We start from the raw sequence: 25,101 nt of genomic DNA on the forward strand, positions 1-25,101 counted from the left end.
TGCGCAGTCTTCGCGAGCAAGCCCGCTCCCACAATGGTTCCCAGCGTTTATGAGATCCCATGTGGGAGCGCGTCGGAACCACACCAGTTGATCAGGCCGCAGCCGGTACGCCGCTATGGAAACGGAATTCCACATCCGGGGATTCGATCAGTTCCTGTTCGGCGGCGCGGACCTTGTCGATCACCTGAGCGATGTCCCTGGCGTCACCATACTGGTAGGCCAGTTTCAGGTATCCCTGGAAATGCCGGGCCTCGCTCTTGAGCAGGCCGAAATAGAACTTGCCCAGTTCTTCGTCCAGATGCGGCACCAGCGCTTCGAAACGCTCGCAACTGCGGGCCTCGATGAAGGCGCCCACCACCAAGGTGTCCACCAGCTTCACCGGCTCGTGACTGCGCACCACCTTGCGCAGGCCCGACGCATAACGCCCGGCGGACAACTGGCGCAGCGCAATCTTGCGGCGCTTCATCAGGCGCATGACCTGCTCGTGGTGCACCAGTTCTTCCCGGGCCAGACGCGACATCATGTTGATCAGGTCGACATGGGAATGGTACTTGGCGATCAGGCTCAACGCGGTGCTGGCGGCCTTGAATTCGCAGTTCTTGTGGTCGATCAGCAAGGTTTCCTGATCGGCCAGCGCGGCTTGAACCCAGCCGTCGGGGGTGCGGCAGCCAAGGAACTCGTGAATTTCGGGAAGGATCATGGGGCTCACGGACAAATAGGTTCAAAACGAAGGGCGCCGATTATACCGGCCTGCCCGCAGACCACCAGTCGCCAACCGTTGATATGCATCAAGTCCCCGAATCGCAGGCAGCAACTATAGTTGTGCAACGCCGTGCCTTTTTTATTCTCAGGAGATCGCGCTCATGCAAGCCGTACGCAGCATTCTGGTGGTCATCGACCCCGAACACTCCGAAAGCCTCGCGCTCAAGCGGGCGAAGCTGATCGCCGGCGTGACCCAGGCGCAGTTGCATCTGCTGGTGTGCGACCCCAAGCATGATCACAATGGCATGTTGGGTGTGCTCAAGGCCGCTTTACAGGGAGACGGATACAGCGTCACCACCGAGCAGGCCTGGAACCAGAGCCTGCATCAAACCATCGTCGAGGTGCAGCAAGCCGAAGGCTGCGGTCTGGTGGTAAAGCAGCACTATCCCGACAGCACCCTGAAAAAGGCCCTGCTGACACCCGAGGACTGGAAATTGCTGCGCGAATGCCCTTCCCCGGTACTGCTGGTGAAAACCGCTGGCTCATGGAAAGACAAAGTGATCCTGGCAGCCATCGACGTCGGCAACACCGACCTCGAACACCGCCACCTGCACAACACAATCATTGATCATGGCTATGACATCGCAACCCTGGCCAAGGCCCGTTTGCACGTGATCAGCGCCCACCCGTCGCCGATGCTGTCGTCGGCCGACCCGACGTTTCAACTTAGCGAAACCATCCAGGCGCGCTACCGCGAGCAATGCAAGTCGTTCCAGGCCGAGTTCGACATCGACGATGATCACCTGCACATCGAGGAAGGTCCGGCGGACGTGCTGATTCCGTTCATGGTGCACAAGCTGCAGGCGGCCGTGACCGTCATCGGCACCGTGGCGCGTAGCGGGTTGTCAGGCGTGTTGATCGGCAATACGGCGGAAGTGGTGCTCGATTCGGTTGAAAGTGACGTATTGGTGCTCAAGCCGCAGGAGATCGAGGATCATCTTGAGGAGATTGCCGGCAAGCACTGAGATATGTGGTGATTGAAAGGCCGTCTTCGCGAGCAAGCCCGCTCCCACACTGGATCTTCAGCAGACACAACTTTTGTGTACGACGAGGGATAAATGTGGGAGCGGGCTTGCTCGCGAAGCTTTTAAAAAATTTAGCCTTCAAACGCATCCTTCAGAAACCCCGGCGCAATGTAGCGCTGGTAATGCGCCTCGGAGAGCAGGAAAAATTCCCGATCAATGGCATCGCGCAGTTCCGGCAGGTTCCAGTCGCGAAACTCCGGCAGCAACACCATCCCGTAGGCTTCCAGGTTGTTGATCACCCGCGCCCCCCGGGCGATCAACTGGTAGGCCCAGCAATATTCCGACTGATGGGGCACGAAACGGATCTTGCGTTGCTCCAGCTGCATCCGCAGCTGCGCCGGATCGAAAATTTCCACCTTGGCGGCCATCACTTGCGACAGCAATTGCTCAAGACGCAGCCATACAGCGCGCTTTTCCTCCTCGTTGTAACCGTTCCAGTGGATCACTTCGTGGTGGAAACGCTTGCAGCCACGGCACACCAGGTCACCGTAAACAGTGGAGCAAAGGCCGACGCACGGCGTCTTGATGGTCTGATTGGGCATAGGTAGGCAAAACGCGAAAAAGCAGAACAGGCCGGCATGTTAGACCTTTGTCCACCATTGATCACCCCTCAAAGTTCAGGGCCATGGCTAAATCGGCGTTTACCGGCCGCCACCAAAGTCCAATAAAACCTGACTTACCTTAAATTTTTTTTTGCCGTAGAATCAGCCTGCCTTTTTAGGCGCCAATGTCCGTTAGAAGCTGTTTTCAAAGCGTCACGAGCACAGTCGTTCCTTCAGAGCGGTGTTGGCGAGGGGTTTTTCCAGCGGGGAAAAGCCCAACGCCAACCCTCATCAGCTCCCGTTCTGCAGGCGTAAAACTTTGAAAGCAGCTTCTGTAAGGAATTGTCGGTAATTCTGGCTAAGTGGCTCACAACGCCATGCAGCGCATGAGTACGGCAATTTCGGGATGAGCGTCCCGGACACCCATTTGGGACCACTGATGAGGGTAATAACTGTGCTTGAAGCCTACCGCAAACATATCGAAGAGCGCGCAGCACTGGGTATCGTTCCCCAGCCGCTAAACGCCGAACAAACTGCAGGCCTGGTCGAGCTGCTGAAAAATCCCCCGGCTGGCGAAGAAGCATTCCTCGTTGACCTGATCACCAATCGCGTTCCGCCTGGAGTGGACGAAGCAGCCTATGTCAAGGCCGGCTTCCTGTCCGCCATCGCCAAAGGCGAAGCCACCTCCCCCCTGATCGACAAGAAGCGCGCTGTTGAACTGCTCGGCACCATGCAGGGCGGCTACAACATCGTGACTCTGGTAAACCTGCTGGACGACGCCGAACTGGCGCCAGTAGCTGCCGAAGAACTCAAGCACACCCTGCTGATGTTCGATGCTTTCCACGACGTCGCTGAAAAAGCCAAGAACGGTAACGTTCACGCCAAAGGCGTGCTGCAATCCTGGGCTGACGGCGAGTGGTTCGTGAAGCGCCCGACCCTGGCCGACAAGATCAGCCTGCGCGTGTTCAAGGTCACCGGCGAAACCAACACCGACGACCTGTCCCCTGCACCTGATGCCTGGTCCCGTCCGGACATCCCGCTGCACGCCCTGGCCATGCTGAAAATGGCTCGCGACGGCATCGTGCCTGACGCACAAGGCGTCACCGGTCCGATGAAACAGATCGAAGAAATGCGCAATGCCGGCTTCCCGATCGCCTACGTCGGCGACGTGGTCGGTACCGGTTCTTCGCGTAAATCGGCAACCAACTCCGTACTGTGGTTCTTCGGCGACGACGTTCCTTACGTGCCGAACAAGCGTGCCGGCGGTTTCTGCTTCGGCAGCAAGATCGCTCCGATCTTCTACAACACCATGGAAGATGCCGGCGCACTGCCAATCGAATTCGACGTTTCCAACATGCACATGGGCGACGTGATCGACCTGTACCCGCATGCTGGCAAAGTCTGCAAGCACGGCACCGACGAAGTCCTGACCACCTTCGAAATGAAGACCCCGGTCCTGTTGGACGAAGTTCGCGCCGGCGGCCGTATTCCGCTGATCATCGGCCGTGGCCTGACCGAGAAGGCTCGCGCCGAGCTGGGTCTGCCACCTTCGACCCTGTTCAAGAAGCCTGAAGCACCGGCTGAAAGCACCAAGGGTTTCACCCTGGCGCAGAAAATGGTCGGCAAGGCTTGCGGCGTGACCGGCGTTCGTCCGGGCACCTACTGCGAACCGAAGATGACCACCGTGGGTTCCCAGGACACCACAGGTCCAATGACCCGTGACGAACTGAAAGACCTGGCGTGCCTGGGCTTCTCGACCGATCTGGTGATGCAGTCCTTCTGCCACACCGCGGCTTATCCAAAGCCGATCGACGTGACCACCCACCACACCCTGCCTGACTTCATCATGACCCGCGGCGGCGTTTCCCTGCGTCCGGGCGACGGCATCATCCACTCGTGGCTGAACCGCATGCTGCTGCCAGACACCGTCGGTACCGGTGGTGACTCCCACACCCGTTTCCCGATCGGCATCTCGTTCCCGGCCGGTTCCGGTCTGGTTGCGTTCGCCGCAGCCACCGGCGTCATGCCGCTGGACATGCCTGAGTCGATCCTGGTTCGCTTCAAAGGCGAACTGCAGCCAGGCGTCACCCTGCGTGACCTGGTTCACGCCATTCCTTACTACGCGATCCAGGCTGGCCTGCTGACCGTAGAGAAGAAAGGCAAGAAGAACGCCTTCTCCGGTCGCATCCTGGAGATCGAAGGTCTGCCTAAACTGACCGTAGAACAAGCGTTCGAACTGTCTGACGCCTCGGCTGAACGTTCGGCTGCCGGTTGCACCATCCAGCTGTCCAAAGAGTCGATTGCCGAATACCTGCAGTCCAACATCACCCTGCTGCGCTGGATGATCGGCGAAGGCTACGGCGATGCACGTACTCTGGAACGTCGCGCTCAAGCGATGGAAGCCTGGCTGGCCAACCCTGAGCTGCTGGAAGCAGACAAGGACGCTGAATACGCCGAAGTCATCGAGATCGACCTGGCCGACATCAAGGAGCCTGTGCTCTGCGCGCCAAACGACCCGGACGACGCTCGCCTGCTCTCCAGCGTTGCTGGCGAGAAGATCGACGAAGTGTTCATCGGTTCGTGCATGACCAACATCGGTCACTTCCGCGCTGCCGGCAAGTTGCTGGAACAGGTCAAGGGTCAGTTGCCAACCCGTCTGTGGCTGTCGCCGCCGACCAAGATGGACGCTCACCAGCTGACCGAAGAAGGCTACTACGGCATCTACGGCAAGGCCGGCGCGCGCATGGAAATGCCGGGCTGCTCGCTGTGCATGGGTAACCAGGCACGTGTAGAGCCGAACTCGACCGTTGTGTCGACTTCGACCCGTAACTTCCCGAACCGTCTGGGTGACGGCGCGAACGTCTACCTGGCTTCGGCTGAGCTGGCGTCCGTGGCTTCCATCCTGGGTCGCCTGCCGACCGTCGAGGAGTACATGGAATACGCTGGCAAGATCGACAGCATGGCGGCCGATGTCTACCGCTACCTGTCCTTCGACCAGATCGCCGAGTTCCGTGAAGCTGCTGCGAACGCCAACATCCCGGTCGTTCAAGCCTAACGTTGCAACGCAATGAAAAACGCCGCCCATCGTGAGATGAGCGGCGTTTTTTTATGCATCCAGTTCAAACACCAAAAATCCTGTGGGAGCGGGCTTGCTCGCGAAGGCGGTGGGTCAGTCAACATCAATGCTGAATGTCATGACGCCTTCGCGAGCAAGCCCGCTCCCACAGGGTTATGCGTTCGGCTTCAGGGCTTGTTGCACTGCGCCATCAACACTTAGCCCACTCAGGACCACCCCGTTAGCCCCCACCTGCGGCAACACCGCCAACGCCGCTTGTGCGTCGTCCTTCAGACGCGCCAGGATCAGGCACGGGCCTTCCTCATGCACATGCACGAAAAACGCCTGCAGCGCCTCAATGCTGGTGCCATCCAGATCCGGCGACTCCTCCAGACTCAGAATCACTGTATGAATCGGCGTTTGCGAATGCCGGATCAAGTGCAAGGCAGCGCCGAGAATCCGCTCGACATTGGCAAAGAACAACGCTTCACCCGGCCGCACAATCAACACGCCAGGCACGGCCTGGGCCGCTGGATGGCGTTGCAGGTCGACAAAGTCGTGACCGCCATCGATGCGCCCGAGAATCTGGATATCCGCCGCCGACAGCTGCTTGAGCATCAGCAACACACTGATCGCCACCGCCACCAGCAAGCCGTCCAGCACACCCAGTAGCAATACCGCCCCTACGGCGCAGATCACCAGCAAGCGGTCACGGCGCCAGATGAAATAGCGTCCCAGCGGTTGCAGGCTCAAGCCACGCCACAACGCATGGATAACGATGGCGGCGAGAATCGGTTCCGGAGTCAGGGCGAGATACGGCAGCACCGTAAGGACAATGAGCAGCACCACCAGCGCCGCCACGATCCCGGCCAGGCGTGAAGTGGCGCCGGCAGCCTCATTGGCCGACGTCGCCGAATACCCCGCGCCCGCCGGCATGCCGTGGAACAGACCGGACAGCAGGTTGGAAGCACCCAGCGCCAGCAGGTCGCGGTTCGAGGTGACGCGATCACCGTGCTTGAGCGCATAAGCACTGATCGAACCATACGACTCGGCATACAGAATCATCACCATGGCAAACGCCAGCTCACCCACACGCAGCCAGTCGGTAAACGGCAATACCGGCAGCTTCGGCACCTCCAGGCTCAGATCGATCAACCCGATCAGCTTCACGCCATAGGCCGGCAGGTCCAGCCACTGCCCCGCCGCGATGCCGATCACCACCACCAGCAAACCACCCGGCAGGCGCCGAAACCGCGCGAACAGCCATAACAAGGCCAATGCCACGGCGCCGACAGCAGCTGCGGCCCAGTTCCATTGCGGCAGTTGTGCCAGCAATTGCGGCAGAAAACCCACCAGGTTGGCTTCGGTCAAATGCACGCCCACCACGCTGGCGACCTGCTTGAGAATGATCGTCAGCGCCAGGCCAAAGGCAAAGCCGCGCAGCACCGGCTTGGCGATGAACGACGTCACGCTGCCGAGTTTGAACAGCCCCGCCAGCAGGAAAAACGCCCCGGTCATCAGTACCAGACCGAGGGCCAGGGTCGAGCGAAGCTCGGGATCGCCATTGGCCAAGGTGGCGGTCGCGGCGGCCAGCACGGCGGCGGAGGATGAAGTGGCCGAGACAATGGCAAAACGGCTGGTACCGAACAGGCCATAACACAGCAACCCGGCAAACAAGGCGATCACCCCGGCCTGGGGCGCCAGTGCGGCGATGCTTGAATAAGCGACGGCTTCGGGCAACAACAGGCCGGCTATCGACAACCCGGCCAACAGGTCCTGCCAGCGCTTGGGTTGCTCGGTGGGGTTGGCGTTGGGGGCGCTCGACAATCGAATGTCTCCAGGCGAAAAAAAGCCGCTGCACGTATCACGTGCAGCGGCCACTGTAGCTGAAAATCAAAGGATCGCAGGCTGCGATCTATTGATCTTACGCGCTCAACGAATAAATCAACGCGGTAATCGCCACCAGACCCACCGCCGTCACGAAGACGTTGGACGCCTGACCGCGATAGCGTGCCATCGCCGGCACCTTGCGAATGGCGTACATCGGCATCAGGAACAGGATCGCCGCGATCACCGGGCCACCGAGGGTTTCGATCATGCCCAGGATGCTCGGGTTCAGCGTGGCGACGATCCAGCACACCACCAGCATGAACGCGGCGGTCATGCGGTCCAGGGCCTTGGCGGAAGGACGCTTGCCGCTCTTGACGATCAGCCCCTTGAGACCTTCGCTGGCGCCGATGTAGTGCCCCAGGAACGACTTGGAGATGGCCACGAAGGCAATCAAAGGCGCCGCGAAGGCGATGGTCGGATTGCTGAAGTGGTTGGCCAGGTACGACAGGATCGACAGGTTCTGCGCCTTGGCTTCAGCCAGTTGCGCTGGCGACAGGGTCAGCACGCAACTGAAGACGAAGAACAGCACCATCACCACCATCAACAGGTGCGCCCGGGACAGGATCTGCGAGCTGCGCTCCTCGGCGTGATCGCCGTAGCGACGCTTCTGGTCCACGGCGAAGGCCGAGATGATCGGCGAATGGTTGAACGAGAACACCATCACCGGAATCGCCAGCCACAGGGTGTGCAACAGCGCCGACGGTGCCGGCACGCTGCTGGCGGTGGTCAGGATGCCGCCGTTCCAGTGCGGAACCAGGTACACCGCCAGGAACAGCAGGGCGACGATGAACGGATAGACCATCAGGCTCATGGCCTTGACGATCAGTTGCTCACCGCAACGCACCACCGCCAGCAGGCCGAGGATCAGCACCAGCGACAGCACGGCGCGCGGTGGCGGCGTGATGTGCAGTTGATGCTCGAGGAAGCTGCCCACGGTGTTGGTCAGGGCCACGCTGTAGATCAGCAGGATCGGGAAAATGGCGAAGAAGTACAGCAAGGTGATCAGCGCACCGGCCTTGATGCCGAAATGCTCTTCCACCACTTCAGTGATGTCGGCGCCTTCGCGACCGGACAACACAAAACGGGTCAGCCCGCGGTGCGCGTAGAACGTCATCGGGAACGCCAGCAACGCCAGGATCAGCAGCGGCCAAAAGCCGCCGAGGCCCGCATTGATCGGCAAAAACAGGGTGCCCGCACCAATCGCCGTGCCAAACAGGCCCAGCATCCACGTGGTGTCCTGGCGATTCCAGCTCGAAAGCGTTGCGGGTGTTGCTGCTACATAGCGTTTGTTGACGCTATTGGCCTGATCATTCATCCGGTGGGATCTCCACATTCCGGTCACTTGCCACCCGGTCAGAACGCGTCGGAATACCCGACAGGCAGCGCCCTGACCGGAACAGGGGCGCGATTCTGGAGGATTAGTGAACAGAAGCAAAGACTTAGGTGAGGAACGGTGGTACCAGATTGACGAAAAATCCCCAGTGGGAGCGGGCTTGCTCGCGAAAGCGGTGTGTCAGACACATCAATGCTGAATGTGCCACCGCCTTCGCGAGCAAGCCCGCTCCCACAGGGGTTTGTGCGGTTTCAGATCCCGTGCTTCTTCGCAAGATGGCGCTTGCCACTTGATAAAGGTCCACCATCATGTATTTTTAAACAACCTGCATTCCTCCTGGAGTCTTCCCATGCCACTGGTTCGCGTCGACATCAAAAAACATCAGGACCCCACCCACGCCAAACGCATCGGCCAACTGATCTACGCCGCCATGCACAGCACCATCGGTGTGCCGGAGAATGATAATTTTCAGATACTCGCCGAACACGATGAGCAGCATTTCATCTTTGATCCCGGTTACCTGGGTATCGACCGCACGGACCAGTTGGTGGTGATCCAGATCACCATGAGCGAGGGGCGAACCGTCGAGCAGAAAAAACGCCTCTACAAAACCATCGCCGAAAGCCTTCACACAGAGCTGGGCGTGCGCCTGGAGGACGTATTCATCAATCTGGTGGAAGTCAAAAAAGAGAACTGGTCGTTCGGCAACGGAATTGCCCAATACGCCCTCTGATATTCAACCTGAAATCGAGAAAGACCCATGCCCCGCGTTTCCCGCAAACAAGCCGACCTCAACCGCGAGACCATCGTCAATGCCGCTACGCGGCTGTTCCGCGAACGCGGTTTGCACGGGATCAGCGTGGTCGATGTGATGGCCGCCGCGGGTTTGACCCACGGCGGCTTCTACGGGCACTTCGAATCCCGCGAAGCCCTGGCGCAAGAGGCCAGTGGCCGGGCTTTCGAGCAGGCCGCGCAACGCTGGCAAGCGCGGGTGGCCGATCAGGAGAGCAAGGACACCGCCCGCCGCGCCGTGGTCGGAGCGTACCTGTCCAGCGAAAGCCGGGACAATCCGGGTGACAGCTGCCCGGTGGTGGCCTTTGCCGGGGACATGTGCCACGAGGCCGCCGAGAGCGGTTTGCGTCAAACCTACCTGCAGGGCCTGAACAACCTGCTCGACTCCCTGGGCTCACTGCTCGACACCGAGGACGAAGCCGACAAACGGCAGCAGGCGCTGGTGCAGTATTCGCTGATGTTCGGCGCGCTGATGTTGTCCCGGGCGACCCGCGGCGATCCACTGTCGGATGAAATTCTCGAGGCTGCCCGGGCAGCACTCTCGGCGTCGTCTTTAAGCATTCCCGGGAAACTGTAGGAGCCAGCCTGCTGGCGATGGACTCCAGTGCGCCGCGATCATCCAGTTCGCCCGCGTAATCGTTGACGACCATCGCTGGCAAGCCAGCTCCCACAAAGGACCGCGCCCACGCTAAAACTGTAGGAACAGCCGGTCGACGCTCGATTGCTGGCGATGGACTCAAGCGCACCGCGTTAATCCAGCTCACACGCGTTATCGTTAACGACCATCGCTGGCAGGCCAGCTCCCACAAAAGACCGTGCCCACGCTGAAACTGTAGGAGCCAGCCTGCTGGCGATGGGCTCCAGTGCGCCGCGTTCATCCGGTTCACCCGCATTATCGTTAACGACCATCGCAGGCTTCGCCAGCGCCTGCACGCAGTTCCGCATGAAATGGTGCAGGCCGCGATCGCCGGCGGTTGCCAAGCTATCCTGAAATCAGCAATCTCAAGCGACGTTCGAGCCGTTTTTCCGATGCCCACAGGGAGCCAAGCATGCCTGTAACCGTTCTGGTACTGGTTGAAACCATCAATGATTACCTGCCTATCCTCGAACATCAGGGCTTCCACCTGATACTGGCCCCGACGCCCGCCGAGCGTGCCGAAGCCATCGCCCGCCACGCCGGGCAGATCGACGCCGTCCTGACCCGTGGACCATTGGGGCTGTATGCCGATGAAATCGCCGCGCTGCCCAGACTCAAGATCATCTGCGTGATCGGCGCCGGTTATGAACACGTCGACCTGCAGGCCGCCGCCGACCGGGGCATCACCGTCACCAATGGTGCCGGGGTCAACGCCTCGTCCGTCGCCGACCATGCCATGGCGCTGCTGCTGTCGCTGGTACGTGACGTGCCCCGCTGTGACGCCGCCGTTCGGCGCGGCGAGTGGCCGAAAATCATGCGCCCTTCCCTCGCCGGCAAGCGCCTGGGCATCCTCGGCCTCGGCGCGGTCGGCATGGCCATCGCCAAACGTTCCAGTGCCGGCTTCGACATGAGCATCTGCTACCACAATCGCCAACGTCGCAGCGATGTGCCCTACACGTTCTGCTCGACCCCGACCGAACTGGCGCGCGCCTCGGACTTCCTGATCGTCGCCACGCCGGGCGGGCTGGGCACCAAGCACCTGATCAATCGCCAGGTGCTCGACGCCTTGGGCCCCCAGGGATTTATCGTCAACATCGCCCGGGCCAGCGTGATTGCCACCGCCGAACTGATCACCGCCCTGGAGCAACGCCGGATCGCCGGCGCAGCGCTGGATGTGTTCGACGCCGAACCGAAGGTGCCGGATGCGCTCAAGACCCTGAGCAACGTGATCCTCACGCCCCATGTCGCCGGACTGTCCCCGGAAGCCACCCAGGGCACCGTCGAACTGGTGGGCAAGAACCTTGTCGCGTTTTTCTCCAGCCAACCGGTGCTGACGCCGATCGATTTGCCGCCGGCCATGAGCCGGGTGGTTCATTGATGGCAATTCAAACAGCTGTATCAAAAACAATGATTGGCCGGCAACACGCTCACCTATAAGAGCCGATCGCGGTTGTGGGTGCTGGGTGTGCGCATTAGATTAGCCAATAGTTTCAGGCCTCCAGAATAAGCAGAAGGGATAAGCATGGCGCTTACTGACCAGTCCACCCGTATCCGCACCGGCGAAGAGCTCGATGCCAGCCTGATCGATCCATACCTCAAGGCCCATATTCCGGGCCTCAGCGGTTTGCCGAAGATCAGCCAGTTCCCGGGCGGCGCGTCGAACCTCACTTACTTGCTGGAATACCCCGAGCAGGAATTCGTCCTGCGTCGACCGCCCTTTGGCCACAAGGCCAAGTCGGCTCACGACATGGGCCGTGAATTCCGCATCCTCAATCAACTTCGCGACGGATTTCCGTACTGCCCGAAAGCCTACGTGCACTGCACCGACGAATCGGTGATCGGGGCCGAGTTCTACGTGATGGAACGGGTCAACGGCATCATCCTGCGCTCCGACCTGCCGCCGGAACTGGGGCTGGACTCGGCGAAAACCGAAGCCCTGTGCAAGAGCTTCATCGACAAGTTCGTCGAACTGCACCAGGTCGACTACAACGCCTACGGCCTGGGTGACCTCGGCAAGCCCGAAGGCTACGTGGCGCGCCAGATCAAAGGCTGGAGCGATCGCTACGAGAAGGCCCTGACCCCGGACGCGCCGCAATGGCAAACGGTGAAAGCCTGGCTCAACGACAAGATGCCGGCCGACCATCCGACCTCCAGCATCGTGCACAACGACTACCGCTTCGACAACGTCATCCTCGACCCGAACAACCCGATGCAGATCATCGGCGTGCTCGACTGGGAACTGACCACCCTGGGCGATCCGCTGATGGACCTGGGCAACACCCTCGCCTACTGGATCGAAGCCGATGATCCGGCACCGGTGCAGATGATGCGCCGCCAGCCAAGCCACGCGCCGGGCATGTTGACCCGCCGCGAGTTCGTCGATTACTACGCCCAACGCTCGGGCATCCAGATCGACAATTTCGACTTCTACTACACCTACGGCCTGTTCCGCCTGGCCGGCATCGTGCAGCAGATCTACTACCGCTTCTACCACGGCCAGACCCAGGACAAACGCTTCGCCCAGTTCATCCACATGAACAAACTGCTGGAACAGATGAGCCTGCAGGTGATCCAGAAATCCAGCCTGTGACCGTACGCGATCCCTGTAGGAGCGAGCCCGCTCGCGAAGATCGTCAACGATAACGCGCACTGACCGGCCTCAACAGCATTGGCCGCAACCCGGCATTTGACTCGATAACAAGACTTTTCATAAGGGAATCCCATGTCCAAGACTCAGTTGTTCGACCTCGACGGCAAGATCGCTTTCGTCTCCGGCGCCAGCCGTGGCATCGGTGAAGCCATCGCCAAACTTCTGGCCCAGCAAGGCGCCCACGTGATCGTCTCCAGCCGCAAGCTTGAAGGCTGCCAGCACGTCGCCGACGCGATCATCGCCGCCGGCGGCAAGGCCACCGCCATCGCCTGCCACATCGGCGAAATGGAACAGATCAGCCAGGTCTTCGCCGGGATCAAGGAACAGTTCGGCCGCCTCGACATCCTGGTCAACAACGCCGCGACCAACCCGCAGTTCTGCAACGTCCTGGACACCGACCTCAGCGCCTTCCAGAAAACAGTCGACGTGAACATTCGCGGCTACTTCTTCATGTCGGTCGAAGCCGGCAAGCTGATGCGCGAAAACGGCGGCGGCAGCATTATCAACGTTGCTTCGATCAACGGCGTTTCGCCGGGGATCTTCCAGGGCATCTACTCGGTGACCAAGGCGGCGGTGATCAACATGACCAAGGTATTTGCCAAGGAGTGCGCGCAGTTCGGGATTCGTTGCAATGCGTTGCTGCCGGGGTTGACCGATACCAAGTTTGCTTCGGCGCTGGTGAAGAATGAGGCGATTCTGAATACCGCGCTGCAGCAAATTCCGCTGAAGCGGGTGGCAGACCCGAGTGAGATGGCGGGCGCTGTGTTGTATTTGGCGAGTGATGCTTCGAGTTACACGACAGGAGTTTCGTTGAATGTGGATGGGGGGTTCCTGTCCTGATTCGGTTTGCGAATGAAAGAAAGGCAGTCGTTAGGCTGCCTTTCTTCTTTGCGCTTATCGACCTGAATGAATCCTGTACATCGGTGGAGCCGAGTGGAATGTCCCCACTGCACGAGTGTTATGGCATCAACTACCTTTCGATAACCTCGGCTTGCAAACGATAGCTTCCTTGAGGACGCTATCACGGTAAGACAGGATTACATAAGGGGCACGCCGCTCATTGCTGGTTATTAAAAATAAAGCGCTCCCACGTACTTCCAATGCCCCTTCGGATCAGCATAAACAAATACAATAGCATCCTGTGGCCTCCACCCCTTATTAGCTATGCGCCATGTCGCTCCGTCTATTGGATCTACCGCCACAGGGATTCTTTCGCTTGGAGTCGTCACAAACCGACTACCAGGATTCAAAAAGGTCCAGATTTTTTCGGGATGTATTTTGTTTGGTAAAAGTCTAATAGTGTGTTCACTTTCAGGTGATGGAATACTTATCACCTCACGCTCGGTAACTACCCGACCATCGAACATGAAAATCATCAGATCATTTTCTGTATCTGGTCTAATCCAGCAAATCGGTAAATCCAAAGTTCCAATTATGCCATCACCTTTAAGGCTCAGTTGAAACGTGCCAGTCCCGGATACCCCCCTGACACTTCACTCGTAATCTGTTTGCGGTACACAAAAATCAGGCTCGCTCGTAAACTGGAGGTCGTCCCCTTCAATAGTTGAGAAGTTCAGTTGCAGAGGGAGTCCCGCTAATGGACTGTTGTCTTTTATTTTCAGAGTAACCGTTCGCCCTTCACCTGATTTGAAACTCAATCCAAAATCAGGAACAGCTTCACCGTCAATCAGGGCTTCAACCTCGTCGGCCAGATTCAGCGCCCTGGCGATTGCGGGTGAGGCCTCCACCGTCACAACGTTCTCCTGCCCACGGAGCAAAACAGGGTGCCGTACCCCTTTCCACTTTATTACCGTTGATCGACAACGTGGCTTGGTCCCAAGGGCTTGGTGCAACGGTTGCAGCTTTTAATTCGTCGGTCATGACGACGTTTCCTTTTTAGCGTTGGAAAAAAACAGTCCATTCACTATCAGGAAAAGTCGATATACCGAAAACTGCCATAAACGACAGGGCTACTAGACCAAACTGCGATATAAACCGCAGATGGCATACAAGTCGTTCACGTTTTTAAGGTGACCGGGTCGGTGCCGTACCTCGCCAGAAATGCATCGATTCGGCCACGGCATTGGCAGGCGTGACGCCAATCAGCAGATCTCGGGTCCCGCTCTACCCAGGGCGACGATGAAAGCAATCACCATCACCCCGAGCAGGTCGAGGTTGCTGCACATCGTGCCCGGGTTTACTGCGTAACGCAGCGAGTCGTGGTGGTGACTCGGGTCACCTCGCCGTTTTCAGCCCGCACATCGCCCAGTACATCGGTTTTATCCATGGCCTGGCAGGTGCGTACAGGAGGGGGTGGCGTGACCGCTGGAGGTGGTGGCGGGCTGGAACAGCCGCCGAGAATCGCTACGCACAATGCCAGCGACAAGGGTGAGATAACGCGTTTCCCAAGAGTTTTCATAGGTTGACCCGCGATAAGTGATCGACACATTTTTGTGACAACAAAACCGGCGCGCAAAATCCATACACCTGTCACAAAAATAAATATCTGCGAATCACTTATAGCCCAGCCAGTGGCCAATGCCAGCAAAAAGCTGGCAGTTCTTACATCACCGGGTCTGGACGTTGCAGGGAATTGCACTGCAGTTCATAGCGCAATTCTTCGATCAGCGAAGCGACCGACTCTGCTGTTTGTAGCGAGCTCATGTTCAGGCCACTGACCACCAGGTCCACCTGACCCGACACCGGGTGATAGAGCTTGACGGTCAGCCAGTGTTCGCCGGTGATACTGCATTCACAGGCCAGGGGTGAAAAACTGTGCTCGATCAGCATCCTCAACTGCACCAGCGTAATCATTGCGACGGGCCCTGGTGGCTTGATGCAGGGTGTAAAGGGCTCATGGGGCTATTCCTGTTGGCGGTTTACTCAGGGGGCGCATAGCTGCACCCCCAGCCTAAGAGCCACCACGGCAGGTCGACACATGCATTTGCACCCAGCGCCCTAGTGCAATTGCACCTTAACGCTGCCCCTTGGGCCGCCACTCGCTGGAGAACAGCCCCCGCTCCCGCGCCCAGACAATCGCCTCGCTGCGACTGTGTATGTCGAGCTTGGAATACACCGCAGCCGCATGGTTGCGCACCGTGTTCGGCGCCAGCTTCAGGCGCGCGGCGATTTCCTTGTCGGCCAGGCCTTCGCAAATCAAGCCCAGCACATCGCGCTCACGGGCGGTCAGGTCAGTGAAGGACAGGTTGGGCAACTGCGCAGAATTCACGCTCTTCACGTTGGCCAGTTTTTCGATCAGCGTGCGGCTGAACCAGGAGGCGTCCTTCATCACTTCCTCGATGGCTGCCACCAGCTCCAGCTCGGTGCGCTTGCGCTCGGTGATGTCCATCAACACCAGCAGATAACAGGGTGTGCCCTGAATGTTCACGGTGTCCGCCGACACCGTGCAATCGATCAGCCCGGCGTCTTTTCTACGCACACGCACATCGATGCGGTCCAGGCTGCCGGTTTTCTCCAGGGCGGCGAACAGCTGGATGCGTGCGTGCCGGTCTTCGAAGAAGTCGATCTGCGTTATGCCGATCCCACGCACCTCTTCACCGGGATAACCCAGGGTATCAAGGAAGGCTTCGTTGACATCCAGCACCAACTGATCCGCCGCGCCGCATACCAGTATCGGCACCGGCGACAGGCGAAAGGCCTTGGCGAAACGTTCTTCGCTTTGGCGCAGGGCGATTTCAGCCTTGTGCCGGGGCTCCATGTCGACAAAGGAAAACAGCATGCAGGCTTCGTCGTTGAGCTCCAGCGGCTGGCCGGCCACGATTACTTGCTTGCGACCACCGTCGGCCAGGCGCAACTCGGCCTGCATCTGGGGAATGGTCGCCCCTTCGCATAGACGCTGCCTGGCCAGTTCTTTGTGCTCGGCCTGGTCCAGCACGTCCAGCTCATAGGTCGAAGTGCCGATCACCTGGTCACGGGAGTAACCGGTCATTTCGAGGAACCCCGGGTTGACCTTGATGTAGCGCAAATCACTGAGCCGACAAATCACCGCCGGTGCCGGATTGGCCGTGAAGGTTTTTTCAAAACGCTGCTCGGCGCTGGCCCACTCGGTGACATCGTCCATGATCAACACCAGAGATTCCGGGTCGCCACGGCTGTCGGCCAATACCAGGCTGCGCACGCGATGGACCCAGGTACGCGCTTCGTCCGCCGCCGGCGTCACTTCCACCAACACATCGCTGAACGTCTCGCCGCGCGCGACCCGGCTGATCGGGTAGCTGTCGACTGCCAACCCGTGCTTGTTGCGATAGCGCAAGGCGAAGCGTTTGGCATATGCCGCGGCAGTGGCACCCAGGTCGCTGACTTGCGAAACACCGTGCATGGCCAGCGCCGCCTCGTTGGCCCACAGGATGCTCTGGTCGGGATCGAGCAGAATAACCCCGTCGGACAGACCGGCGATGATCTGCTGCAACTGGCGGCGATTGGTTTCCGTGCTCAGGACGTCCTGGCTCATCGCATCTCCACAAGAATGGCGACCCTGTGAAGAATACGACCGCCCGGGCTTGCAATAGTGCAAAGAAACCTTGTGGGAGCGAGCCTGCTCCGGGCGGCCGTTTGACTAGTACAGATTCAACGATGCCTCCCGCCCTGCCAATTTGGTGACATAAAAGCAAAGATCGCAGCCTGCGGCAGCTCCTACATGAGAACGCATTCCCCTGTAGGAGCTGCCGAAGGCTGCGATCTTCTGATCTTCAAGCCGCCAATTCACCACTGGCCACCGCCGCCGAAGCCGCCAGCATCGCCCGCAACAACACCGCACACCCGGCCGCCAGATCTTCCGGTGCGGCGTTTTCGATTTCGTTGTGGCTGATACCGCCTTCGCACGGCACAAAGATCATCCCGGCCGGACCGAGTTCGGCGAGGAAGATCGCGTCGTGCCCTGCTCCGCTGACGATATCCATGTACGACAGGCCCAGGCCTTGGGCAGCGCCGCGCACCGCCTCGACGCAGCCCTTGTCGAAGTACAGCGGCGGGAAGTCGGCAGTCGGAGTGAGTTCGAAGGTCAGGCCGTGTTCGTCGCAGGTGGTTTCGATGACTTCGCGCACTTCGGCGATCATCGAGTCCAGGCGTTCCGGTTCCAGGTGGCGGAAATCCAGGGTCATGCGCACTTCACCGGGGATGACGTTGCGCGAGCCGGGATAGGCTTGCAGGCAACCGACGGTGCCACAGGCATGAGGTTGATGGCTGAGGGCGGCGCGGTTGAGTGCACCGACGATCACCGCGGCGCCGACCAGAGCGTCCTTGCGCAGGTGCATCGGGGTCGGGCCGGCGTGAGCTTCGACGCCACGCAGTTTCAGGTCGAACCATTTCTGCCCGAGAGCGCCCATGACCACGCCAATGGTCTTGCGTTCGTCTTCCAGGATCGGGCCTTGCTCGATATGGGCTTCGAAATAGGCCCCGACTTTGTGGCCGCTGACTTTACGCGGGCCGGCGTAGCCAATGGCATTCAGCGCCTCACCCACGGTCACGCCATCGGCATCGACCTTGGCCAGGGTGTCTTCGAGGGTGAATTTTTCCGCGAACACGCCTGAGCCCATCATGCACGGGGCAAAGCGCGAGCCTTCTTCGTTGGTCCAGACCACCACCTCCAGCGGTGCTTCGGTTTCGATGTTCAGGTCATTGAGGGTACGCAGCACCTCGACCCCCGCCAATACACCGAAGCAGCCATCGAACTTGCCGCCCGTGGGCTGGGTGTCAATGTGGCTGCCGGTCATCACCGGTGGCAGGTCGGGATTGCGCCCGGGGCGACGGGCGAAGATGTTGCCGACGGCGTCGATGCTGACCGTGCAGCCGGCATCGACACACCATTTGACGAAGATGTCCCGAGCCTGGCGATCGAGATCGGTCAGGGCCAGGCGACACACGCCCCCCTTGACCGTGGCGCCAAGTTTGGCCAGCTCCATGAGCGACTGCCACAGGCGGTCGCGGTTGATGTGTTGATGGCTGGACTGCAGAACGTCGACGGCCGCGTTCATGATGATCTCCTCTGGCTGTTCTTGTGTGTTTCTTCAGGTGTTTCTTCGGTGGACTCAAAGCCCTCATCGCGAGCAAGCTCGCTCCCACATTGGATCTCCAGTGTTTACAGATCCCCTGTGGGAGCGAGCTTGCTCGCGATAGGGCCAGTGCTCACACCGCAGATTTCGCTACAGATGGACTGGGCCACATCACACTCAACCCGTAATAAATCACCCCTCCCAAAATCGAACCGGTGAACCAGCCGTAGCTGTAAAACCAGCTGAAGACATCGCTGCCAAGCGACAGCAGCGTCAACACCACCGGCACACCGAAGGCCATGAAACCGCTCCAGTTCCACGCCGGATACACGTCATCGCGGTACAGGCCGGCAAGGTCCAGTTGCTGTTTCTTGATCAGGAAATAGTCCACCACCATGATCCCGGCGATCGGCCCGAGCAGGCTGGAATAGCCGAGCAACCAGTTGGAGTAGACCGTTTCCAGGCTGAGGTCGGAAACGATCAGGCCGAGCTTTTTCAACAACTCATGGGCCATCAACGCCAAGCCGACGAACCCGGTCAGCAATACGGCGTTGGTGCGGTTGATCACCTTGGGGGCGATGTTCTGGAAGTCATTGGTCGGCGACACGATATTCGCTGCGGTATTGGTCGACAGCGTGGCGATGATGATCAGCGCCATGGCCAGCGCCACCCAGACCGGGCTCTGGATATGGCCGATCAGGGTCACCGGATCGGAAACCGTCACGCCCACCAGCTTCACCGAGGCCGCGGTCATTACCACACCCAGGGAAGCAAACAGGAACATGGTCAACGGCAGGCCGATGATCTGCCCGACAATCTGATCCTTCTGGCTTTTCGCGTAGCGGCTGAAGTCCGGAATGTTCAGTGACAGCGTGGCCCAGAAGCCGACCATCGCGGTCAGCCCGGCGGCGAAGTAACTGGCTACCCCGGCGCCTTCGGGACGCTTGGGCGGAATCGCCAGCAACTCGGTCATCGACACGTTCGGCATGGCCCAGACCAACAGCCCTACGCCCACCAGTACCAGCAGTGGTGCAGACAGGGTTTCCAGCCATTTGATCGACTCGGCGCCGCGTATTACCACCCACAGGTTCAGCGCCCAGAACACCATGAAGCCGATGACCTCGCCGGTGCCGCCCAGGGACTTCCAGCCCTCGAACACCGAACCGAGGAGCAGGTGAATGGCCAACCCGCCGAACATGGTCTGGATGCCGAACCAGCCGCACGCCACCAGGGCGCGGATCAGACACGGAATGTTGGAACCGAGCACGCCGAAGGACGAGCGCAGCAACACCGGAAAGGGAATGCCGTATTTGGTGCCGGGAAAGGCGTTCAAGGTCAGGGGAATCAGCACGATGATGTTGGCAAACAGAATCGCCAGCAGCGCTTCACCGACCGTCAGGCCGAAGTACGCCGTCAGCACGCCACCGAGGGTGTAGGTCGGCACGCAGATCGCCATGCCCACCCACAGCGCGGTGATGTGCCATTTGTTCCAGGTGCGTTCGCGCACCTTGGTCGGTGCAATGTCGTGGTTGTAACGGGGACTGTCGAGGACATCGCTGCCGGCTTCCAGCTCAAACAAGCCGTCGCGCTCGGTCACTTGCGATCTGATCTGTTGCATGGCCGCTCCACTGTTCTTTGAATTATTTTTTTGCTCATCGGGGGCTGGCGGCATCAATAAACGTGCCGGGTACCCCGATTACGCATCGGGCAGTTCCATAAACACATTGCAACCCACTGATGTTTATCGGTTTTATTCGCTGACTCGACTATTTGTCAGGGCACTCAGGCCGAATGCCAGGCAAGTTGTCCGGACAGTCAGGACTCAAACTGGTGCGTTGATCTTTTTTTTCAATGGCCGCGCATCAACCATAGACCATACTCAAACAGCTGATTTCACATAAGAAATCTTGACTATTTTTAGATCCTGTCAAGTGCGTCAAAATGGTGAGGCCGCTCACCATTTTGGTGATTGTTGTATTTAATCGTTAAATATCAATCAGTTAATAACTGAATAAGCTTATAAAAAATATTCTTGCCGATTCGAATAACTGCAGCTAGCGTTTAATCCTGACAGCATTGACAGGAATACACCTGTTGACGCTGGCGTCACATAAAACATCTAGAGCCGGCACAAGCCGGTCATTGCCTGCGAGGAACTCGGAATGTCTCTGTTGATCCGTGGCGCCACCGTTATTACCCATGATGAAAGTTATCGCGCCGATGTGTATTGCGCAGACGGCGTGATCAAGGCCATAGGCGAAAACCTCGATGTCCCTGCAGGCGCCGAAGTGCTCGACGGCAGCGGGCAATACCTGATGCCCGGCGGCATCGACCCGCACACCCACATGCAACTGCCGTTCATGGGCACCGTGGCCAGCGAAGACTTCTACAGTGGCACGGCGGCGGGACTGGCCGGCGGCACCACCTCGATCATCGACTTCGTGATTCCCAATCCGCAGCAATCCTTGCTCGAAGCCTTCCATCAATGGCGCGGCTGGGCCGAGAAGTCGGCGTCGGACTACGGTTTTCACGTCGCCATCACCTGGTGGAGCGAACAGGTCCGCGAGGAAATGGCCGAACTGGTCAGCCAGCACGGCGTCAACAGCTTCAAGCACTTCATGGCCTACAAGAACGCGATCATGGCCGCCGATGACACCCTGGTGGCGAGCTTCGAGCGCTGCCTGGAACTGGGCGCGGTACCGACCGTGCATGCGGAAAACGGCGAACTGGTCTATCACCTGCAACGCAAGCTGATGGCCCAGGGCATCACCGGGCCGGAAGCGCATCCGCTGTCGCGGCCATCACAGGTTGAAGGCGAGGCCGCGAGCCGGGCGATCCGCATCGCCGAAACCCTGGGTACGCCGCTGTATCTGGTGCACGTCTCGACCAAGGAAGCCCTCGACGAAATCACCTACGCCCGGGGCAAGGGCCAGCCGGTCTACGGCGAAGTGCTGGCGGGCCACTTGCTGCTGGACGACAGTGTCTACCGCCACCCGGACTGGCAAACCGCCGCCGGTTACGTGATGAGCCCGCCGTTCCGCCCTCGCGGTCATCAAGAGGCGCTCTGGCATGGCCTGCAATCGGGCAACCTGCACACCACCGCCACCGACCACTGCTGCTTCTGCGCCGAGCAAAAAGCCGCCGGCCGCGACGACTTCAGCAAGATCCCCAACGGTACCGCCGGCATCGAAGACCGCATGGCGGTGTTGTGGGATGAAGGGGTGAACAGCGGACGCTTTTCGATGCAGCAATTCGTCGCCCTGACGTCCACCAACACGGCGAAGATCTTCAACCTCTACCCACGCAAAGGCGCGATTCGCGTGGGGGCCGATGCCGACCTGGTGCTGTGGGACCCGCAAGGCACGCGGACCATTTCCGCCAAGACCCACCATCAGCAGGTGGACTTCAACATCTTCGAAGGCAAGACCGTGCGCGGCGTGCCCAGCCACACCATCAGCCAGGGCCGGGTGGTCTGGGCCGACGGTGACCTGCGGGCCGAGCGTGGCGCCGGGCGCTACATCGAACGGCCGGCGTACCCGGCGGTGTTTGATTTGCTGAGCAAGCGGGCCGAGCTGAATCAGCCGGTCGCTGTGAAACGCTGAAAGCGGCCTGCGGCCTATCGCGAGCAAGCTCGCTCCCACAGGTTTTGTGAACACCCGAGATCCTGTGGGAGCGAGCTTGCTCGCGATGAGGCCGGTACAGGCAACACAAAACAATGCCCATCAGAGGCAATACCTCAAATAACCGTGAGGCCAACACCGTGATCAAGACCCTGGACCACCTTCCGCATCCCGTCGAGAATGCGGCCGCCCTCTCCGGCCATTTCACCGATCTGGCGCCGCCGCTCAACGAGCGCCAGGCGCACCTGGAAGCCTCGCGCTGTCTGTATTGCTACGACGCGCCCTGCGTGAATGCCTGTCCGAGCGAAATCGACATCCCCTCGTTCATCCGCAATATCCAGCAGGACAACGTGCAAGGCGCCGCGCAGAAGATCCTCTCGGCCAACATCCTCGGCGGCAGTTGCGCCCGGGTGTGCCCGACGGAAATCCTTTGCCAGCAAGCCTGCGTGCGCAACAACGCCCACGAATGCGCGCCGGTCATGATCGGCCTGTTGCAGCGCTACGCCGTGGACAACGCCCACTTCAGCACGCACCCCTTCCCGCGTGCTGCCGCCACCGGCAAACGCATCGCCGTGGTGGGCGCAGGTCCGGCCGGATTGTCCTGCGCCCACCGCAGCGCCATGCACGGGCATGACGTGGTGATCTTCGAGGCGCGGGAAAAAGCTGGCGGCCTCAATGAATACGGGATCGCCAAATACAAACTGGTGGACGACTACGCGCAACGGGAGCTTGAGTTCCTGCTGGAAATCGGCGGAATCGAAATCCGCCACGGGCACAAACTCGGGGACAACCTGACCCTCAGCGAACTGCATCAACAGTTCGATGCGGTGTTCCTCGGCCTCGGGCTCAACGCCAGCAAGCAACTGGGCCTGGCCCACGAAGACGCGCCTGGCCTGCTCGCCGCCACCGACTACATCCGCGAACTGCGCCAGGCCGATGACCTGAGCCAATTGCCCCTGGCCGACCATTGCATCGTCCTCGGCGCAGGCAACACCGCCATCGACATGGCCGTGCAAATGGCTCGTCTCGGCGCCCGTGACGTGAACCTGGTGTACCGGCGCGGCGTCGAAGACATGGGCGCCACCCATCACGAACAGGAGATTGCCAAGGCCAATCAGGTGCGGCTGATGACCTGGGCACAACCTGAAGAGGTGCTGCTCGATGACCACGGCCGGGTGCGCGGCATGCGTTTCGCCCGCACCCATCTGGTCGAAGGTCGCCTGCAAACCACCGGTGAAACCTTCGAACTGGCCGCCGACGCGATCTTCAAGGCCATCGGCCAGGCCTTCGACAGCGACGCCCTGGCCGATCCGCTGGCGCGCGAACTCAAGCGCCAGGGCGAGCGCATCGCCGTCGATGAACAGCTGCGCACCAGCATCCCCGGCGTGTATGCCGGCGGCGACTGCACCAGCCTCGATCAAGACCTCACCGTGCAAGCGGTGCAACACGGCAAGCGCGCCGCCGAGGCGATCAACGCTCAACTGATGCTCAACGTGGAGGCTGCGTAAATGGCCGATCTGTCGATTGTCTTCGCCGGCATCAAGGCACCCAATCCGTTCTGGCTGGCCTCCGCGCCACCCACCGACAAAGCCTATAACGTGGTCCGCGCCTTCGAGGCCGGATGGGGCGGCGTGGTCTGGAAAACCCTGGGGGAAGATCCGGCGGCGGTGAACGTGTCGTCGCGCTACTCGGCGCACTTCGGGGCGAACAGGGAGGTGCTTGGCTTTAACAACATCGAGCTGATCACCGACCGCTCGCTGGAGATCAACCTGCGGGAAATCACCCAGGTCAAAAAGGACTGGCCGGACCGCGCGCTGATCGTGTCCTTGATGGTGCCCTGCGTCGAGGAATCCTGGAAACACATCCTGCCGCTGGTGGAAGCCACTGGCGCCGACGGCATCGAACTGAACTTCGGTTGCCCCCACGGCATGCCGGAACGCGGCATGGGCGCCGCGGTCGGCCAGGTGCCGGAATACGTGGAACAGGTCACCCGCTGGTGCAAGACCTATTGCTCGCTGCCGGTGATCGTCAAGCTCACGCCGAACATCACCGACATCCGCGTCGCCGCCCGCGCGGCCCACCGTGGCGGTGCCGACGCGGTGTCGCTGATCAACACCATCAACTCGATCACCAGCGTCAACCTCGAACGCATGGTCGCCAATCCCATGGTCGGCAGCCAAAGCACCCACGGCGGTTACTGTGGCTCGGCCGTCAAGCCGATTGCCTTGAACATGGTCGCCGAAATCGCCCGTGACCCGCAGACCCAAGGCTTGCCAATCAGCGGCATCGGCGGCATCGGCAACTGGCGCGACGCTGCGGAATTCATCGCGTTGGGCAGCGGCGCGGTGCAGGTGTGCACGGCGGCGATGCTGCATGGCTTCCGGATTGTCGAAGACATGAAGGACGGTTTGTCACGCTGGATGGACAGTCAGGGCTACGCCAGTGTCGCGGAATTTTCCGGGCGCGCGGTGGGCAACACCACGGACTGGAAGTACCTGGACATCAACTACCAGGTGATCGCGAAAATCGACCAGGAGGCGTGCATCGGCTGTGGTCGTTGCCACATTGCCTGTGAGGACACCTCGCACCAGGCCGTGGCCAGCCTCAAGCAAGCGGATGGCACGCACAAGTACCAGGTGATCGATGAGGAGTGCGTGGGCTGCAACCTGTGCCAGATCACCTGCCCGGTGCAGGACTGTATCGAGATGGTGCCGGTGGAGACCGGCAAACCGTTCCTGGACTGGAATCATGATCCGAGGAATCCGTATCACGTCAGCCCTTAAG

Annotated in this window: 19 protein-coding genes; 10 read left to right on the forward strand and 9 right to left on the reverse strand. The window is 60.0% G+C overall.

The window, feature by feature from the left end:
* Positions 1-91: 91 nt before the first annotated feature.
* The gene (locus tag KSS91_RS16260) at positions 92-700 is read right to left on the reverse strand and encodes a MiaE family protein (protein WP_007976299.1); all 609 of its coding nucleotides are present in this window, start codon (positions 698-700) and stop codon (positions 92-94) included.
* A gap of 163 nt (positions 701-863) precedes the next feature.
* On the opposite strand from KSS91_RS16260, the gene KSS91_RS16265 reads away from it, so the two are divergent.
* The gene (locus KSS91_RS16265; protein WP_217835399.1) at positions 864-1,727 is read left to right on the forward strand and encodes a universal stress protein; all 864 of its coding nucleotides are present in this window, start codon (positions 864-866) and stop codon (positions 1,725-1,727) included.
* A gap of 131 nt (positions 1,728-1,858) precedes the next feature.
* On the opposite strand, the gene KSS91_RS16270 is transcribed toward KSS91_RS16265, so the two are convergent.
* A complete protein-coding gene (locus tag KSS91_RS16270) occupies positions 1,859-2,329 on the reverse strand; it encodes a DUF1289 domain-containing protein (RefSeq protein WP_095966964.1) in 471 nt (156 codons plus the stop codon).
* A 454-nt stretch (positions 2,330-2,783) separates the two neighbouring features.
* On the opposite strand from KSS91_RS16270, the gene acnB reads away from it, so the two are divergent.
* On the forward strand, positions 2,784-5,384 hold the full coding sequence (gene acnB / locus KSS91_RS16275; RefSeq protein WP_041474887.1) for a bifunctional aconitate hydratase 2/2-methylisocitrate dehydratase: 2,601 nt from the start codon (positions 2,784-2,786) through the stop codon (positions 5,382-5,384).
* Between the two features lie 174 nt (positions 5,385-5,558).
* Here the strand turns inward: acnB and KSS91_RS16280 are convergent, their stop codons facing one another.
* On the reverse strand, positions 5,559-7,211 hold the full coding sequence (locus tag KSS91_RS16280; RefSeq protein ID WP_217835400.1) for a SulP family inorganic anion transporter: 1,653 nt from the start codon (positions 7,209-7,211) through the stop codon (positions 5,559-5,561).
* Positions 7,212-7,308: 97 nt separating this feature from the next.
* Positions 7,309-8,589 (reverse strand): serine/threonine transporter, encoded by a 1,281-nt coding sequence (locus KSS91_RS16285; RefSeq protein ID WP_102674538.1) that lies wholly within the window; start codon positions 8,587-8,589, stop codon positions 7,309-7,311.
* A gap of 367 nt (positions 8,590-8,956) precedes the next feature.
* On the opposite strand from KSS91_RS16285, the gene KSS91_RS16290 reads away from it, so the two are divergent.
* The 5 genes from KSS91_RS16290 (at position 8,957) to KSS91_RS16310 (ending at position 13,526) form a co-directional block, all read left to right on the forward strand.
* Positions 8,957-9,340, forward strand: a complete 384-nt coding sequence (locus KSS91_RS16290; protein ID WP_015095408.1) for a tautomerase family protein — start codon at positions 8,957-8,959, stop codon at positions 9,338-9,340.
* A 27-nt stretch (positions 9,341-9,367) separates the two neighbouring features.
* Positions 9,368-9,976, forward strand: coding sequence for a TetR/AcrR family transcriptional regulator (locus KSS91_RS16295; protein WP_217835401.1), 609 nt, complete (start codon positions 9,368-9,370; stop codon positions 9,974-9,976).
* A gap of 472 nt (positions 9,977-10,448) precedes the next feature.
* On the forward strand, positions 10,449-11,414 hold the full coding sequence (locus KSS91_RS16300; protein WP_217835402.1) for a 2-hydroxyacid dehydrogenase: 966 nt from the start codon (positions 10,449-10,451) through the stop codon (positions 11,412-11,414).
* Between the two features lie 144 nt (positions 11,415-11,558).
* The gene (locus KSS91_RS16305) at positions 11,559-12,626 is read left to right on the forward strand and encodes a phosphotransferase family protein (protein ID WP_217835403.1); all 1,068 of its coding nucleotides are present in this window, start codon (positions 11,559-11,561) and stop codon (positions 12,624-12,626) included.
* Positions 12,627-12,758: 132 nt separating this feature from the next.
* Positions 12,759-13,526: an SDR family oxidoreductase gene (locus KSS91_RS16310; protein ID WP_007976320.1), complete on the forward strand. Its 768-nt coding sequence runs from the start codon at positions 12,759-12,761 to the stop codon at positions 13,524-13,526.
* Between the two features lie 653 nt (positions 13,527-14,179).
* Here the strand turns inward: KSS91_RS16310 and KSS91_RS16315 are convergent.
* From KSS91_RS16315 to KSS91_RS16335, 5 genes are all read right to left on the reverse strand, one after another.
* Entirely contained in the window at positions 14,180-14,440 is a 261-nt protein-coding gene (locus tag KSS91_RS16315; RefSeq protein WP_217835404.1) for a hypothetical protein, read from the reverse strand.
* A gap of 808 nt (positions 14,441-15,248) precedes the next feature.
* Positions 15,249-15,500, reverse strand: coding sequence for a DUF1652 domain-containing protein (locus KSS91_RS16320; RefSeq protein ID WP_217835405.1), 252 nt, complete (start codon positions 15,498-15,500; stop codon positions 15,249-15,251).
* A 160-nt stretch (positions 15,501-15,660) separates the two neighbouring features.
* Positions 15,661-17,157: a helix-turn-helix transcriptional regulator gene (locus KSS91_RS16325; RefSeq protein WP_217835406.1), complete on the reverse strand. Its 1,497-nt coding sequence runs from the start codon at positions 17,155-17,157 to the stop codon at positions 15,661-15,663.
* A 238-nt stretch (positions 17,158-17,395) separates the two neighbouring features.
* Positions 17,396-18,679, reverse strand: a complete 1,284-nt coding sequence (locus KSS91_RS16330) for a Zn-dependent hydrolase (protein WP_217835407.1) — start codon at positions 18,677-18,679, stop codon at positions 17,396-17,398.
* A 151-nt stretch (positions 18,680-18,830) separates the two neighbouring features.
* Positions 18,831-20,315 (reverse strand): NCS1 family nucleobase:cation symporter-1, encoded by a 1,485-nt coding sequence (locus tag KSS91_RS16335; RefSeq protein ID WP_217835408.1) that lies wholly within the window; start codon positions 20,313-20,315, stop codon positions 18,831-18,833.
* Positions 20,316-20,859: 544 nt separating this feature from the next.
* On the opposite strand from KSS91_RS16335, the gene hydA reads away from it, so the two are divergent.
* The 3 genes from hydA to preA all read left to right on the forward strand — a co-directional run bounded on the left by hydA (position 20,860) and on the right by preA (position 25,100).
* Positions 20,860-22,299 carry a dihydropyrimidinase gene (gene hydA / locus KSS91_RS16340; protein WP_217835409.1) on the forward strand — a complete coding sequence of 480 codons (1,440 nt, stop codon included), beginning with the start codon at positions 20,860-20,862 and terminating at the stop codon, positions 22,297-22,299.
* A 158-nt stretch (positions 22,300-22,457) separates the two neighbouring features.
* Entirely contained in the window at positions 22,458-23,825 is a 1,368-nt protein-coding gene (locus tag KSS91_RS16345) for an NAD(P)-dependent oxidoreductase (protein ID WP_217838434.1), read from the forward strand.
* Positions 23,826-25,100 (forward strand): NAD-dependent dihydropyrimidine dehydrogenase subunit PreA, encoded by a 1,275-nt coding sequence (gene preA, locus KSS91_RS16350; protein WP_007988216.1) that lies wholly within the window; start codon positions 23,826-23,828, stop codon positions 25,098-25,100.
* Position 25,101 lies beyond the last annotated feature (1 nt).

Source organism: Pseudomonas azerbaijanorientalis (assembly GCF_019139795.1).
Classification (GTDB): Bacteria; Pseudomonadota; Gammaproteobacteria; order Pseudomonadales; family Pseudomonadaceae; genus Aquipseudomonas; species Aquipseudomonas laurylsulfatiphila.

What these genes read in the sequence shown, in the direction of transcription:
- KSS91_RS16260 (WP_007976299.1), bottom strand. Translation starts at nt 700, where the DNA reads ATGATCCTTCCCGAAATTCACGAGTTCCTTGGCTGCCGCACCCCCGAC.
- KSS91_RS16265 (WP_217835399.1), top strand. Translation starts at nt 864, where the DNA reads ATGCAAGCCGTACGCAGCATTCTGGTGGTCATCGACCCCGAACACTCC.
- KSS91_RS16270 (WP_095966964.1), bottom strand. Translation starts at nt 2,329, where the DNA reads ATGCCCAATCAGACCATCAAGACGCCGTGCGTCGGCCTTTGCTCCACT.
- KSS91_RS16285 (WP_102674538.1), bottom strand. Translation starts at nt 8,589, where the DNA reads ATGAATGATCAGGCCAATAGCGTCAACAAACGCTATGTAGCAGCAACA.
- KSS91_RS16290 (WP_015095408.1), top strand. Translation starts at nt 8,957, where the DNA reads ATGCCACTGGTTCGCGTCGACATCAAAAAACATCAGGACCCCACCCAC.
- KSS91_RS16295 (WP_217835401.1), top strand. Translation starts at nt 9,368, where the DNA reads ATGCCCCGCGTTTCCCGCAAACAAGCCGACCTCAACCGCGAGACCATC.
- KSS91_RS16300 (WP_217835402.1), top strand. Translation starts at nt 10,449, where the DNA reads ATGCCTGTAACCGTTCTGGTACTGGTTGAAACCATCAATGATTACCTG.
- KSS91_RS16305 (WP_217835403.1), top strand. Translation starts at nt 11,559, where the DNA reads ATGGCGCTTACTGACCAGTCCACCCGTATCCGCACCGGCGAAGAGCTC.
- KSS91_RS16310 (WP_007976320.1), top strand. Translation starts at nt 12,759, where the DNA reads ATGTCCAAGACTCAGTTGTTCGACCTCGACGGCAAGATCGCTTTCGTC.
- KSS91_RS16320 (WP_217835405.1), bottom strand. Translation starts at nt 15,500, where the DNA reads ATGATTACGCTGGTGCAGTTGAGGATGCTGATCGAGCACAGTTTTTCA.
- KSS91_RS16325 (WP_217835406.1), bottom strand. Translation starts at nt 17,157, where the DNA reads ATGAGCCAGGACGTCCTGAGCACGGAAACCAATCGCCGCCAGTTGCAG.
- KSS91_RS16330 (WP_217835407.1), bottom strand. Translation starts at nt 18,679, where the DNA reads ATGAACGCGGCCGTCGACGTTCTGCAGTCCAGCCATCAACACATCAAC.
- KSS91_RS16335 (WP_217835408.1), bottom strand. Translation starts at nt 20,315, where the DNA reads ATGCAACAGATCAGATCGCAAGTGACCGAGCGCGACGGCTTGTTTGAG.
- hydA (WP_217835409.1), top strand. Translation starts at nt 20,860, where the DNA reads ATGTCTCTGTTGATCCGTGGCGCCACCGTTATTACCCATGATGAAAGT.
- preA (WP_007988216.1), top strand. Translation starts at nt 23,826, where the DNA reads ATGGCCGATCTGTCGATTGTCTTCGCCGGCATCAAGGCACCCAATCCG.